General features: G+C 64.5%; 9 protein-coding genes. 3 read left to right on the top strand and 6 right to left on the bottom strand.

What is annotated here, in order from left to right:
- Positions 1–84 precede the first annotated feature (84 nt).
- Together AC629_RS32380 and AC629_RS32375 are read left to right on the top strand one after the other, a co-directional pair.
- Positions 85–771: a peroxiredoxin gene (locus tag AC629_RS32380; protein ID WP_084808878.1), complete on the top strand. Its 687-nt coding sequence runs from the start codon at positions 85–87 to the stop codon at positions 769–771.
- A 111-nt stretch (positions 772–882) separates the two neighbouring features.
- Positions 883–2,250, top strand: coding sequence for a M23 family metallopeptidase (locus AC629_RS32375; RefSeq protein WP_210419140.1), 1,368 nt, complete (start codon positions 883–885; stop codon positions 2,248–2,250).
- 91 nt (positions 2,251–2,341) lie between these two features.
- Here AC629_RS32375 and AC629_RS32370 read toward each other — a convergent pair whose 3' ends face one another.
- The 6 genes from AC629_RS32370 to AC629_RS32345 form a co-directional block, all read right to left on the bottom strand.
- Positions 2,342–3,577, bottom strand: a complete 1,236-nt coding sequence (locus AC629_RS32370) for an ABC transporter substrate-binding protein (protein ID WP_084808895.1) — start codon at positions 3,575–3,577, stop codon at positions 2,342–2,344.
- A gap of 115 nt (positions 3,578–3,692) precedes the next feature.
- A complete protein-coding gene (locus AC629_RS32365) occupies positions 3,693–4,604 on the bottom strand; it encodes a DMT family transporter (RefSeq protein WP_084808876.1) in 912 nt (303 codons plus the stop codon).
- Positions 4,605–4,730: 126 nt separating this feature from the next.
- A complete protein-coding gene (locus AC629_RS32360) occupies positions 4,731–5,612 on the bottom strand; it encodes an NAD(P)-dependent oxidoreductase (protein WP_084808875.1) in 882 nt (293 codons plus the stop codon).
- 2 nt (positions 5,613–5,614) lie between these two features.
- A protein-coding gene (prfB, locus tag AC629_RS32355; protein WP_143199611.1) for a peptide chain release factor 2 occupies positions 5,615–6,746 on the bottom strand; the annotation gives its coding sequence in 2 pieces (ribosomal slippage) (positions 5,615–6,676 and positions 6,678–6,746; 1,131 coding nt in all).
- A gap of 104 nt (positions 6,747–6,850) precedes the next feature.
- Entirely contained in the window at positions 6,851–9,349 is a 2,499-nt protein-coding gene (locus AC629_RS32350) for a penicillin-binding protein 1A (RefSeq protein ID WP_084808873.1), read from the bottom strand.
- Between the two features lie 219 nt (positions 9,350–9,568).
- Entirely contained in the window at positions 9,569–10,864 is a 1,296-nt protein-coding gene (locus AC629_RS32345) for an N-acetylmuramoyl-L-alanine amidase (RefSeq protein WP_084808872.1), read from the bottom strand.
- Between the two features lie 705 nt (positions 10,865–11,569).
- On the opposite strand from AC629_RS32345, the gene AC629_RS32340 reads away from it, so the two are divergent.
- A partial coding sequence (locus tag AC629_RS32340; protein ID WP_084808894.1) for an Rne/Rng family ribonuclease occupies positions 11,570–14,040 on the top strand: 2,471 nt, incomplete at its 3' end.

The following is a 14,040-nucleotide window of genomic DNA, read 5'->3' as shown; positions in this document are numbered from 1 at the left end:
AGCCGAGGGCCCGATTCCGGCACACCGGACGAGAGCTGCAATACCGCTTTGGTTGACCCGTCGAAAGCGACGAAAGGAAGGCGTATGTCCAAGAAATCCCGAAAGAAATCGTCCAAAACGCCCTCCGGCAGTCCGACCGCAAAAAAGAAGGCCCAGAAAACGCGGGCATCGACTCGAACAAAATCCGCGAAAACACAGCGGACACCGGCGAGCAAATCAACCGGGACCATAGCAAAAGCAGGATCACATAAGGCCGCATCGAAACAGTTAAATTCTCCCAAATTGGCCCCGGCTGCGGCAGCGAATGCGACCTTGAGCGAAGGCCAGAAGGCCCCCGCCTTCCGTCTGCCCCGCGATGGGGGCGGCGCAGTTACGCTCTCGGACTATGCCGGTCAAAAGCTCGTCCTGTTTTTCTACCCCCGCGCCGATACGCCCGGCTGCACCAGGGAGGCCATCGACTTCACCCGCCTTGCGGATGCCTTCGCCGCAGCCGGCACGGCCGTGCTCGGTATCTCGGCCGATCCGTTAAAGGCCCAGGAGAAGTTTCGCGACAAGCACGGTCTCGGCATTCCGCTGGTCTCGGACGAGAAGCACGAGATGCTCGAGGCGTATGGCGCCTGGGGCGAAAAATCCATGTATGGCAAGAGCTTCCTGGGAATTCTTCGTACCACGGTGCTGGTCGGGAGCGACGGCAAGGTGGTCAAGATCTGGCGCAATGTCCGGGTCGACGGTCATGCTGACGCAGTGCTGGAAACGGCAAGAAGTCTTTAACCAGCCCGTTGAATTCGAGCGGTTCCATTTCCGGAAAATTAACCATGATCACCCCAGATTGCTGCGGCAATTGAGCCGCAAGGAACCCATCCGACCGGCGCGGGAATGCCGATGTCGAAAAGTTCTGCCCAATACTCGCACTACCCCCAGCATCATCCTCACGACCACGGGCGGCCCTATCATCGTCGTCCTGCCGCCCAAGCGGCAGCGGCTGCGATTCCCCTTCCCGCCACCGACGACGCCTACACCATCGTCCACGCCGGCAAGCAGGTCCGCTTCGGGCCCGTGGTGTTCTGGATCGTGGTCGGCACGGTCGTGCTCCTCGGGCTCTGGTCGGCCGCGACCGCGACCTATTTCGCTTTCCGCGACGACGTGCTGACCCGGCTGATCGCCCGCCAGGCCGAGATGCAGTACGCTTATGAGGACCGCATCGCCGAGCTCCGTGCCAAGGTTGACCGCACCACCAGCCGCCAGTTGCTCGACCAGGAACAGTTCGACCAGAAGCTCGACCAGATCATGAAGCGCCAGACGGCGCTGGAGTCCCGGGCCACGGCGCTCGGCGCCATGCCTGACGTGACCGGATCGATCCCGCGATCGGCCCCGCAGCGCAGCGATGCGAACCAGGGTACGACGCAAGGATCGCCAAAGCCCTCGCCGATCAGCGACACCGTGATCTTCGTGGCGCCACCCGACCGCGAAGCGCGGCTTGAGTCGCGCGCGCCGACCGTCGCGGCCCCGCAGGTCAACCAATTCGCCAAGAACCAGGGCTTCGACAATGTCCTGGTTCGCCTCACGACCTCGCTCGACCAGGTCGAGCGTCGCCAGATGGCCGCGCTCAGCGCCGTCGAGGAAGGCATGGATTCGCGCATGCGCCGGATGCGCGGCGTCGTCAGCGATCTCGGGCTCAATCTCGCCAGCCTCGAAGCCGCCGTGCCGCGCTCCGCGATGGGCGGCCCCTTTGTGCCGGTGAAACTCACGGCCAATGCCGGGCCGTTCGAGAAGCAGCTCTATCGCATCAACACCACGCGCGCCGAGATGGACCGGCTCAACCGTACGCTGGCGCTGGTGCCCTATCGCAAGCCCGTCATCGGCGAGGTCGAATTCACTTCCGGCTTCGGCGTGCGCAGCGATCCGTTCCTCGGTCGCCCCGCGATGCACACCGGGCTCGACTTCCGCGCCGCGACCGGCGATCCCGTGCGCGTCACCGCCAACGGCAAGGTGGTCTCCGCAGGCTGGTCCGGCGGCTACGGCCGCATGATCGAAGTCGACCATGGCAACGGACTCTCGACCCGCTACGGCCATCTCTCAGAAATCAACGTCAAGGTCGGCGAGATCGTGAAGATCGGCCAGGTGGTCGGTCTCGTCGGTTCGACCGGACGTTCCACCGGCCCGCATCTGCACTACGAAACCCGCATCGACGGCGAAGCGGTCGATCCGCAGAAATTCTTGCGCGCTGGCGTGCGCCTGAGTGCGGGCTAAGCCCCGCGCTGCGTCTTTCAGCGGACACGACGTAGCCGGCGGGATGGCGCTACGCGCCAAGGCGCAGCGCGACAACGCCGGCACGTCGTGACTACTGGCTGCGCTCGTGGCCGACCTCGCCGGTGATGACGTCGCCAAACAGTTCCCAGGCCTGCCCGTTGAAGCGCATCAATTGCATCTGCTCGATCGGGAAATAGTCATCGGGCGAGGTGTTGACCATGATGCCGGGCAACATCAGGTCGGTGTGAAAGTTTTTGAGGCCGGCGGCTTGCTTCATGACGTTCTCGCGCGTGAGATTGTCGCCGCACTGCTTTAGCACCTGCGCCATCGCCTCTGCCTGGACGTAACCGTAGAGATTGTTGGCATTCGCCTTGTCGCCTTCGGGGTAATATTTGTCCATGAACGCGCGCCATGCGATCACCGCCGGATCCTTGTCCCAGGTCGGATCGGTCGGGTCCTTCAGATACGCCGTCGAGATGATGTCTTTGGAGTATTCGAGCCCGGCAGGCTTCAGCACCGAGGCAATCGACGTAGCTGTATTGGCGAGGAAGAACTTCGGCTTCCAGCCGAGCTCGCCGACTTTGCGGATCGCCTGCGCCGATCCTTTTGGTGCGGCCCATGAGAAGAAGATATCGGCGCCGGAATCGTGCAAGGCGACGATCTGCGAGTCGATCGAGGGATCGCTGACCTCGTAGGATTTGTCGGCAATGATCATGCTGGCCTTGTCGCCGAGCCCATCCTTCAGGCCCTTGAACTGGTCCTTGCCGGCGTCGTCGTTCTGCCAGAACACCGCGATCTTGCTGTTGGGGAAATGATCGCGGATGTACTTTGCGTAGATGCGTCCCTCGCTCTGATAGTTGGGCTGGAATCCCATGGTCCACGGGAAATTCCTGGGATCACCGAACTTGGTGCCGCCGGAAGCGACGAAGAGTTGCGGCACTTTCTTGGCGTTCATGTACTTCATGATCGCGGAGTTCGAGGGCGTGCCGAGTGCCTGGAAGATCAAGAGGACTTCATCGCTCTCGACGAGCCTGCGCGCCTGCTCGATCGCCTTCGGCGGCGAATAGGCGTCGTCGTAACTGATGAAGTTGATCTTGCGCCCGTTGATGCCGCCCTGGTCGTTGATCATCTTGAAATAGGCGGCCTCGGTCTTGCCGATCACGCCATAGGACGACGCCGGCCCGCTATAGGGCATGATGTTGCCGATCTTGATTTCGGTGTCGGTGGCGCCGGGATCGTATTTCTTCTGCGCCAGCGCCGGTGTCGTGACGAGCACTCCGGCAGCAAGCATGGCGAGGGTAGCAAGGCTTACGCGACGACCCGGCATCATTCTCTCCCCTATGTTTTGTAGTCTTGTTTTGAAGCGAGTGTCGCAAGGCGGCGTGCGGCTGGCAAGCGCCTCCATTTTTCCGCGGAGCGAAACGGCGGGAGGAACCGGCAAGTTAGATGACGCGGCGCGGCAACCTCAGCACGCGCCCGTCAATCACAAGCAGCGCACTGCCAATGACGATCGCGCCCGCGATCTCACGGGCGGAGATCGGCTCACCCAGCACCAGCCATCCCAGAAGAATTGCGGTGACGGGAATAAGCAGCGTCACCAGCATGACATTGGTTGCGCCCGAACGCCGCAGGATCTGAAAGAAGACGATGTAGGCCAGCGCCGTTGACAAGCCGGCGAGGCCAAGCACCGCCAGCCAGGTCGTCAGGCCCGGCATCGGCAGGCGCCATGGCTGCTCCACCGCGCCGGCGACAATCGCCATCATCACCGTCGATGCCATCAACTGAAAGGTCGCTGTCCCCAGAGGGGCTGCGTCCTTCAGCAAGCGTCGCGCCGCCAAGGCGGCGAAGCCGTAGCTGAGGGCGCCGCCGAGGCAGAGCAGAATGCCGAACCCCTGCCCTGTCCGTGTTTCGATGCCCCATCCGCGCAGAACGATCACGCCGAGAAGCCCCATAGCCACCCCGGCCACCCGGCGCATCTGCAAGGCCTCTTCGCCCGCCGCCGCCATCACGATCACCGCGAACAGCGGTGTCGTTGCATTGAGGATCGACGCCAGCCCGCTAGGGATGAAGGTCTGCCCGATCACGATCAGCGAGAATGGAATGACGTTGTTCAGCAGGCCAATGACGAAGAATGCCCGCCAGCCGGCAACACCTTTGGGAAAGCTGATCCCCTGCATGCGCAGGAGCGGCAGGAGGATGGCAGCGCCAAGCGCGACGCGCAGGAATACCAGCGTCAGCGGCGGCAACTCCCGCAGCGCCGCACCGTTGAAGAAGAACGACCCGCCCCAGAGAACCGAGAGCACGGCAAGCAACGACCAGTCTCGCGCATCGATCCGGTTGTCGTTCGGGGGCATGCGTCTCACCTCGGCGGCCGACCTAGTCCTAGCCAACGGGTAGCGCCACCCGATTTCCGATGAGGTCTAGGATTCCCGTAGTCAGAAGCGCCAGGGCAAACACGGTTGCCGACGAGAAAGCGATCGCTAGGACCGCTTCTTCGGCCGCGACACCAGCTCGATCATCCTGCCTTCATCGTCGTCCGGCATCGCAGCCTTCGCCTGCGCGTAGGCTTCGACCGCGGCGCGCGCGACCAGCGGCTTGTCGGCCAGCAGGCTCTCCGCGAGCTTCACGGCATAGGCGGCATCCTTGTGCCGCAGCGCCGACGTGAAGGTCGCGCCGCTGAAGTCGCGGGCGACCATGCGCCTGGAGTGACGCTGCACCTGCGGGCTCGCAGCCACGCCCGCCTGAATCGACTCCAGCACCAGCTTCATGTCGAGGCCGGCCTGCTCGGCGATCGCAAGACCTTCAGCGAGGCCGGCGATCTGGATCGCGCCCATCAGATTGTTGATGAGCTTGTAGACGGTGCCGGAGCCGACCGCGCCGAAATGGCGGATGGTCGAGCCGATCGGCGTCAGATAAGGCCGCGCGCGTTCGAGATCGGCGGCATCGGCGCCAGCCAGCAGCGTCAGCTTTCCGCTCGCCGCCGCGTCCGGCAGTCCCGTGACGGGGCAGTCGATGTAGATGAGCCCGCGTGCATTGAGCTCGCGGCCCATCTCGCGCGCATGGTCATAGGAAACGGTGGAGCATTCGATCGCGATGGTGCCGGCCTTCGCCGTCTTGGCCGCGCCCTTGGGCCCGAGCCAGACCGCGCGCGAGGCCTCGTCATCGGCGACCATGGTCACGACGGCGTCGGCATCGATCGCGGCGTCCTCTGGCGACGTCGCCCATCGCGCACCGCGCGCGATCAGGTCTTCGGCCTTCGCCTTGCTGCGATTCCACAGCGTCACCGTGAAGCCCGCATCGAGATAGCGGCCGGCCATGCCATGGCCCATCCGCCCCAATCCGATGAAGGCGACGCGGGGCATGATCAGTCCACGTCCTCGATGTCGCCGGTGGTGGTCCCGAAGGCGCGCTGCGCCAGCGTTGCGGCCATGAAGTCGTCGAGATCCCCGCCGAGCACGCCCGACGTGTCCGACGTCTGCACGCCCGTGCGCAGGTCCTTCACCATCTGGTAGGGCTGCAGCACGTAGGAGCGGATCTGGTGACCCCAGCCGATATCGGTCTTGGCGGCCTGGTCGGCCGCGGCCTTCTCCTCGCGCTTCTTCAGCTCGATCTCGTAAAGCCGCGCGCGCAGCATGTCCCAGGCCTGCGCCCGGTTCTTGTGCTGGGAGCGGCCGGCCTGGCAGACCACCGCAACGCCGGTCGGAATATGCGTCAGGCGCACCGCGGATTCGGTCTTGTTGACGTGCTGGCCGCCGGCGCCGCCCGAGCGCATGGTGTCGGTGCGGACGTCGGATTCCTTGATATCGATCTTGATACTGTCGTCGATGACGGGGAAGACCTGCACACTCGAAAACGAGGTGTGCCGCCGCGCGTTGGAATCGAACGGCGAGATGCGCACCAGCCGGTGCACGCCAGCCTCCGTCTTCAGCCAGCCATAGGCATTGTGGCCGGAGACCTGGATCGTCGCGGACTTGATGCCGGCCTCTTCGCCCTCGGACTCTTCAAGGAATTCGACCTTGAAGCCGTGGGTTTCGGCCCAGCGCGTGTACATGCGCAGCAGCATCTGCGCCCAGTCCTGGCTCTCGGTGCCGCCGGCGCCGGCGTGGACCTCGAGATAGGAATCGAAGCGGTCGGCCTCGCCCGACAGCAGCGCCTCGAGCTCGCGCCGCGCTACTTCCTTCTTGAGGTTCTTCAGCGCAGCTTCAGCTTCCGCGACGACGCCGTCATCGCCCTCGGCCTCGCCGAGTTCGATCATGCCGATGTCGTCTTCGAGCTCCTGTTCGACCTTGCCGATGCCCGACAGCGAGTCCTCGAGAGAGGTTCGCTCCTGCATCAGCTTCTGGGCTTTCTGGGGATCGTTCCAGAGGTTTGGATCTTCTGCGAGCTTGTTCAGCTCAGCGAGGCGCGCCGTCGATTTCTCGACGTCAAAGATGCCTCCTCAGCAGCCCGACTGACTGCTTGATCTCTTCTACCAACCGTTCGATTTCGGCGCGCATGTCGTTCTCTGGTCTCGCGGAATCCCGCGTGCATTGAAGCTGGGGATGTAGCGGCGGCGACGCCAAAGCGCAACCATCCGCTCTCCAATCGCCGGCGTTGTCAGCTAGTAAAGTCCACCGGTGCCCGGACGCATGAAGAAGCCGGAATCGGGCGGCGGCGGCTGCTGGGGCATGCGCCCGTCGGCATCGGCCACGCCGATGACGGAGTAGTTATCCGGCGGCGCCGTGCCCGGCTTGAAGGCTTCGAGGATGGTCCCACCGGTCTCGCCGGGGCCGGCGCGCATGCCGGTCTTGGCGACGACGCGGACGAGCTTGATGCCGGCCGGCACCTTGAACGGAACCGCAGGCTTGTCGGCGAGCGCGAGCTTGAGGAAATCGCGCGCGATGGGCGCGGCCAAATGGCCACCGGTCGCGGCGTTGCCTCTGCCGAGCGGACGCGGCTTGTCGTAGCCCATATAGATGGCAACGGCGACGTCGGGCGAGAAGCCGACGAACCAGGCGTCCTTGGCCTCGTTGGTGGTGCCCGTCTTGCCGGCGATCGGCTTGCCGACCTCCCTCACCACGGTGGCGGTACCGGCTTGCACAACGCCTTCCATCAGCTCGGTGATCTGATAGGCGGTCATGGAATCCAGCACCTGCTCGCGGCGGTCGATCAGCTGCGGCTCGGCCTGGTTCTTCCAGCCGCCCGGCGCATCGCAGCCGCGGCATTCGCGCTGGTCGTGCTTGAAGATGGTGTGGCCGTAGCGGTCCTGGATACGGTCGATCAAGGTTGGCTTCACCCGGCGGCCGCCATTGGCGATCATCGAATAGGCCGTGGCCATGCGCATCGCCGTCGTTTCGCCGGCGCCGAGCGCGTAGGAGAGATAGTTCGGCAGCTCGTCATAGACGCCGAAGCGGCGCGCATATTCGCCGATCAGCGGCATGCCGATGTCCTGCGCGAGGCGCACCGTCACGGTGTTGAGCGACTGGCGCAGCGCGTTGCGCAGTGTCACCGGTCCTTGGAACTTGCCCGAGGAGAAGTTTTCAGGCCGCCACACACCGGCGCCCTGGCCCTGGTCGATCTCGATGGGCGCGTCGAGCACCACGGTCGACGGCGTGTAACCGTTGTCGAGCGCGGCCGAATAGACGATCGGCTTGAACGACGAACCCGGCTGCCGGTAGGCCTGGGTGGCGCGATTGAACTGGCTCTGGTCGAACGAGAAGCCGCCGACCATGGCGAGCACGCGGCCGGTCCAGGGATCCATCGCCACCATCGCGCCGGACACTTCAGGGATCTGGCGCAGTCGGTATTGGCCCTCGACGGGCTGCCCGTCCTTGTAGAGCGGGTCGGCATAGATCACGTCGCCGGGCTGCAGCACCTGTGACACTGCCGTGGGTGCCCTGCCCTTTGTGGCGCCCTGCGCCGCCCGCGCCCAGCGCACGCCGTCGAGCGTAACGATGCCGGTCTCGCGCTGCTTGCTCACCGCGCCGCCAAGCTCGCGGCCCGGCTGGAAGCCGATGCGCGCCGACTGATCGCTGGTCTCCAGCACCACCGCCATACGCCACGGCGAAATGTCCGACAGCGATTTGATCTCGGCGAGCTTCACGCCCCAGTCGCCGGAGATATCGAGCTTGCTCATGGCGCCGCGATAGCCCTGCTGCTCGTCATAGTTCACGAGACCGGAGACCATGGCTTTGCGGGCCATGACCTGGATCTTCGGATCCAGCGTGGTGCGCACCGACAGGCCGCCCTCGTAAAGCTTCTTCTCGCCGTAGCGCTCGAAGATGTCACGGCGGACTTCCTCGGCGAAATACTCACCGGCGAAGGTGTGCGCGCCGTTGGAACGGTTGGTGACGGCCAGCGGCTCCTTGCGCGCCTTCTCGGCGTCTGCCTGCTTGATCCAGCCGTTCTCCTGAAGACGGTCGATCACGTAATTGCGGCGCTCGATGGCGCGGTCGCGGTTACGCACCGGATGCAGGGTCGCCGGCATCTTCGGCAGCGCCGCAAGATAGGCAGCTTCCGCAACGGTGAGCTCGTTCACCGACTTGTCGAAATAGACCAGCGAAGCGGCTGCGATGCCGTAGGCACCGAGGCCCAGATAGATTTCGTTGAGATACAGCTCGAGGATCTTGTCCTTCGAGTAGGTCTTCTCGATCCGCATCGCCAGCAAGGCTTCCTTGATCTTGCGGGCGAACGAGACCTCGTTGGTCAGCAGGAAGTTCTTGGCGACCTGCTGGGTGATCGTGGAAGCACCTTGCGGACGTCGGTTGGAGCCGTAGTTCTGCAGATAGACCAACCCGGCGCGCGCCATGCCGGTGTAGTCGATGCCACCATGCTCGTAGAAATTCTTGTCCTCGGCCGCGAGGAACGCGTTGATCACAAGCTTCGGGACCGCCTGGATCGGCAGATACAGCCGCCGCTCCTTGGCGTATTCGCCGAGCAGCGAACCATCGACCGCATGCACGCGGGTCATCACGGGAGGCTCGTAATCCTGGAGCTGAGAGTAGTCCGGCAAGTCCTTGGAGAAATGCCAAATCAGGCCTGCCACGGCACCGACACCGACAAGGAACACCACCGTTCCCGCGGCGAACAGGAAGCCCATGAACCGCACCAGGAAGCGCATTATCTGTTTATCCGTTCAAACTCTGGATCAGCCCCGGCGCCCAAAACGGGCGCCAACCCCACGTCGCGAATTCACCGGCCTACTCAATTACATCAATGCCGGACCCAAGACGCTTGCCGAACGGGATTCTCGTCGATTCCGGAACCCCCTGCGGCGTTTTTATAAAGCGCCCGCTGTGGCCAAACTAGGGCTTTTGCGGCGGGACGGAAAAACCCTTACTCAATTCGACGATCCGGCGGTCGCCATCCGCTTGGCCAGGAACCCGTCGATCGCCTGTGCCATCGAGCCCACGGCACGGGAGCGCCAGCCCTCGGACACCAGATGCTCGAGGTCTCCCTTATTGGAGACATAGCCGATCTCGACCAGCACCGAGGGCACGTCGGGCGCTTTCAGCACCCGGAAGCCCGCCGACTTCAGGGGATGCTTGTGCATCCGCACCGTCGACTTCATTTCACCCATCAAGAGGCGAGCGAAACGGTTTGAAAATGTACGGGTTTCGCGCTGGGTCAGGTCGATCAGGATGTCGGCGACATCGGTCGGCTCCTCCGCAAGATTGAAGCCCGCGATGGCGTCCGCGCGGTTTTCCGAGTCCGCCAGCCGCTGCGCCTCGGCGTCGGAGGCCTTGTCCGACAGGGTGTAGATGGTCGCGCCCTGCGCGTCGCCCTCGGCGCGCGGCAGCGCATCGGCGTGGATCGAGACGAACAACGCGGCCTTGAGCCCGCGGGCGACTTTGACCCGGTCGTTGAGCGGGATGAAGGTGTCGTCGTTCCGCGTCATCACCACACGGTATTTGCCGGTCTTTTCCAGCCGGTCGCGCAACGCGAGGCCAAACGCCAGTACCAGGCTCTTCTCGCTTTCGCCGCTCGACTGGGTGCCGTTATCGATGCCGCCATGGCCGGGATCGATCACGACAACCGGGCGGCCGTCGGCCTTCTGTTGGGCTGTTTCAGGAGCCGCCGCAGCCGGAACCGTAGCGGGCGGCGCGTCGGCGATCGCGGGCCGCAGCTCGGGGCGGTTTTCCGGAGCGAGTGACTGCACGAAGGCGGCGCGATCGACCTCCTCCAGCTCGAGCACAAGCCGGGCCGGCTGGCCGTTGGCCGCCTCCAGCACGTAGGAATTGGCGATCTTGGCCGGCCCCGTCAGGTCGAACACGATTCGCGAGCCGCCCGGCATGACGAGCCCGTAGCGGAAGGCCTTGACCAGCCCCCGCCCATCGGTCCCGGTGCCTGCCGGAAGCTGAAAATTGACTTGCGGCACGTCGACCACCACCCGGTACGGGTCGGCAAGCGTGACAGCGCGGAAGGTAACGGTTTGGTCGATGTCCAGGATGAAGCGGGTCTGCTTGCCATCGCCGGCCAGCCGGGCGGCCGAGGCGATTGGAAAACTCGCTGCTGCAACAGACGGTTGCGACTGGCTTTCCGCGGCGCTCAGGCGCGAGGAATCAGCACATGGCAATGCTGCGGCGCACAGCAGCGCGCATCCCAGCAAAACCCTTTGATTTGTGCGGCCCGCCACCGACTTCGCGCCTCCGAGCTGCTTTGTTAACGCAATAGAACCGCAGGGTTAATCGCTCCTTAATGACGAATACGCGAAACTCTCTGACTGTGACCGCCGTGCGACGCTCCCTTGCACCGTTGGCCCATTCCACGTATGTACGGAATGCTGACGGCCGATATTTCCGGTTGTGTCGCATTCAGCCTCCCGGTGCAGCGCCGGAACTCCCAAGGTTTGGGATTTCCAGCGTTTTCCGTTCTCCTCTAAGACCAGCGCGGTGCGCGGCAGCGAGGTGGAGCGGGCCAAGCCCCGGCGGCGGACGGTCCCTGGTTACCACCGTGTTTCCGGGACGGTTTTGACAGCGGCGCAACGCGTTACCCGGTCCCTTAATCCCAAGGGGGCGGTTTTTGATCCCAAGGCGAGCGCGCTCGCGCCATGCCTTGGCCGGCAGCAACTGATTGAGGGGCGGCCTCGCCGCCCAGATGTTTCATACGGGCCGACGCTTGATGCGCCAGACTGTGCCGACGAATTCTGAAGGACCATTCGCGACGCTGCGGAGTGAAAATCCCGCGCGCCGCTTCGGTCCTCCAGCTTGCGGTCCGGCAAGGCGCGAGAGACGGCGTTTCGGCCTTCCTCTCACCCCCGAATCAGGTGGACCGTCGCGTCACCCGGCAGCGCTGTTCGCGCCCACGGTGAGTCGCGCCCGCCGCCTCCAAGAGTTAAGACATGCCCAACAAGATGTTGATCGATGCCACCCACCCGGAAGAGACCCGGGTCGTCGTGGTCCGCGGCAATCGCGTCGAAGAGTTTGATTTCGAGACCGCGCAACGCAGGCAACTGCGCGGGAACATCTATCTCGCCAAGGTCACCCGGGTCGAACCGTCGCTCCAGGCCGCATTCGTCGAATATGGCGGCAACCGCCACGGCTTCCTCGCCTTTAGCGAAATCCATCCCGACTACTACCAGATCCCGGTCGCCGACCGGCAGGCGCTGATCGAGGCCGAGGAACAGGCCCATCGCGAGGCTGAGGAAGAGAGCGAGAACCGCTCCCATGGCCGCCGCCGCTCGCGCCACCGCAATGCCCGCCGCCGCGGTCATGGCGAACGCGTTCGCAGCGACATTGTCGAAGGTCTCGACGCCGGCGCCGATCATGCTGCCCAGCCGCTCGATGGCGAAGCGCTGCCGGAGCACACCGAGGGTGCTGCGCACGAGGGCGAGCATCTGCACGCCGATGCCGAGCATCACGGCGAGCACGAAGGCCACGATCACGAGCACCACGAACGCGATCACGACGAGCATGGGCACGACGATCATCATCACACCGATGATGATCACGATCATGCTCACGATCATGACGACCATGGTCACGACGGCGAGCACGATCATCACGACCACGATCATGCCGACGAGACGCCCGCGCCGGTCGCAGCAATCGGCGCCGAGCCCGTTGTCGCAACCGAGGTCGTTGCCGAGACGCAGGAGGCCCAAGCCTTCGAAGCCCAAACCTTCGAAGCTCAAGCATTCGAATCTCACGCCTCCGAAGCGCACGCCGAGGCTCTCGCCGAAGCCGTGACATCAGCCGCTGAACCGGCCGATGCCGTGTACGCTGCCGGCGAGACCGCCGAGGCGCCGCATGCCGAGGTTGCGGAAGCAGCCGGAGAGGACGACGAAGACGAGGACGGCGAGGAAGCCGAAGAGGAAGTCGTCGAGTCCGTCGGCGGTGACGACGTGCTGGAGGAAGTGCCGGAGCGCACCTTCCGGCCACGCCGCCAGTACAAGATCCAGGAAGTCATCAAGCGCCGCCAGGTGATGCTGGTGCAGGTGGTCAAGGAAGAGCGCGGTAACAAGGGCGCGGCGCTGACGACCTACCTCTCGCTCGCCGGCCGCTATGCCGTCCTGATGCCGAACACCGCGCGCGGCGGCGGCATCAGCCGCAAGATCACCAGCGCTCAGGACCGCTCTCGCCTGAAGGAAGTGGTGCAGGATCTCGACGTGCCCGAGGGCATGGGCATCATCCTGCGCACCGCGGGCGCCTCCCGGACCAAGCCCGAGATCAAGCGCGACTTCGAATATCTGATCCGGATGTGGGAGACGGTGCGCGACCTGACGCTGAAGTCGCAGGCGCCGACCCTGGTCTACGAGGAAGGCTCGCTGATCAAGCGTTCGCTGCGCGACCTCTACAACAAGGAGATCGACGAGATCCAGGTTGCCGGTGAATCCGGCTACCGCGAAGCGCGCGACTTCATGAAGATGCTGATGCCCGCCAATGTCAGCGCCGTGAAGCAGTATCGCGACGGTCAGCCGCTGTTCTCGCGCATGGGCGTCGAAAGTCAGCTGGACGCGATGTTCTCACCGACGGTGCAACTGCGCTCCGGCGGTTACATCGTTATCAACCAGACCGAGGCGCTGGTCTCGATCGACGTCAACTCCGGACGATCGACCCGCGAGCATCACATCGAGGACACCGCGCTCAAGACCAATCTGGAAGCGGCCGAAGAGGTCGCCCGCCAGCTTCGCCTGCGCGACCTCGCCGGCCTGATCGTCATCGACTTCATCGACATGGACGAGAAGCGCAACAACCGATCGGTCGAGCGCAAGCTTTCCGACTGCCTCCGGCAGGATCGCGCGCGCATCCAGGTCGGCCGCATCTCACATTTCGGCCTCCTGGAAATGTCGCGTCAGCGCATCCGCGCCAGCGTGCTGGAGTCCTCGACCGATCCCTGCCCGCATTGCGGCGGCACCGGCCACGTCCGCTCGGTCTCCTCGGTGGCGCTGCAGCTGCTGCGCGGCCTCGAAGAGATGCTGATGAAGGGCGCGACCCACAATCTCGTGGTCCGGACCCGCACCGATGTCGCGCTCTATGTGCTGAACCACAAGCGCGGTCACCTGCGCGACCTGGAGAACGGCTTCAAGGTCACGCTGTCGATCATCGCCGACCCCAGCGTCAGTGGCCCGCAGGCCTACCTCATCGACCGCGGCGAGCAGGTGCATACGCTGGAAGCCGCCAAGGCGCTGCTCGCGGCGCAGGCGGCCGCGAGCCCGCCGCAGGTGGCCGAAGAGGCCTATGACGACGAAGAGTTCGATGCGGAGCTCGAATCCGAGGTTGAGACCGAGGAGACCGAAGGCCTCACCGAGGAACAGGCTGCAGGCGACGCCGCATCCGAGCAGGACGGCCAGCGCCGCAGGCGCCGCCGCCG

This window comes from Bradyrhizobium sp. NAS80.1, from assembly GCF_001908205.1.
Lineage (GTDB): Bacteria > Pseudomonadota > Alphaproteobacteria > Rhizobiales > Xanthobacteraceae > Bradyrhizobium.
Note: the sequence above shows the minus strand (reverse complement) of the source record. Positions and strands in the feature narration are given on the sequence as shown.

Coding starts and splice junctions, on each gene's coding strand:
- AC629_RS32350 (WP_084808873.1), bottom strand. CDS start 9,349: ATGCGCTTCCTGGTGCGGTTCATGGGCTTCCTGTTCGCCGCGGGAACG.
- AC629_RS32375 (WP_210419140.1), top strand. CDS start 883: ATGTCGAAAAGTTCTGCCCAATACTCGCACTACCCCCAGCATCATCCT.
- AC629_RS32365 (WP_084808876.1), bottom strand. CDS start 4,604: ATGCCCCCGAACGACAACCGGATCGATGCGCGAGACTGGTCGTTGCTT.
- AC629_RS32360 (WP_084808875.1), bottom strand. CDS start 5,612: ATGCCCCGCGTCGCCTTCATCGGATTGGGGCGGATGGGCCATGGCATG.
- AC629_RS32370 (WP_084808895.1), bottom strand. CDS start 3,577: ATGCCGGGTCGTCGCGTAAGCCTTGCTACCCTCGCCATGCTTGCTGCC.
- AC629_RS32380 (WP_084808878.1), top strand. CDS start 85: ATGTCCAAGAAATCCCGAAAGAAATCGTCCAAAACGCCCTCCGGCAGT.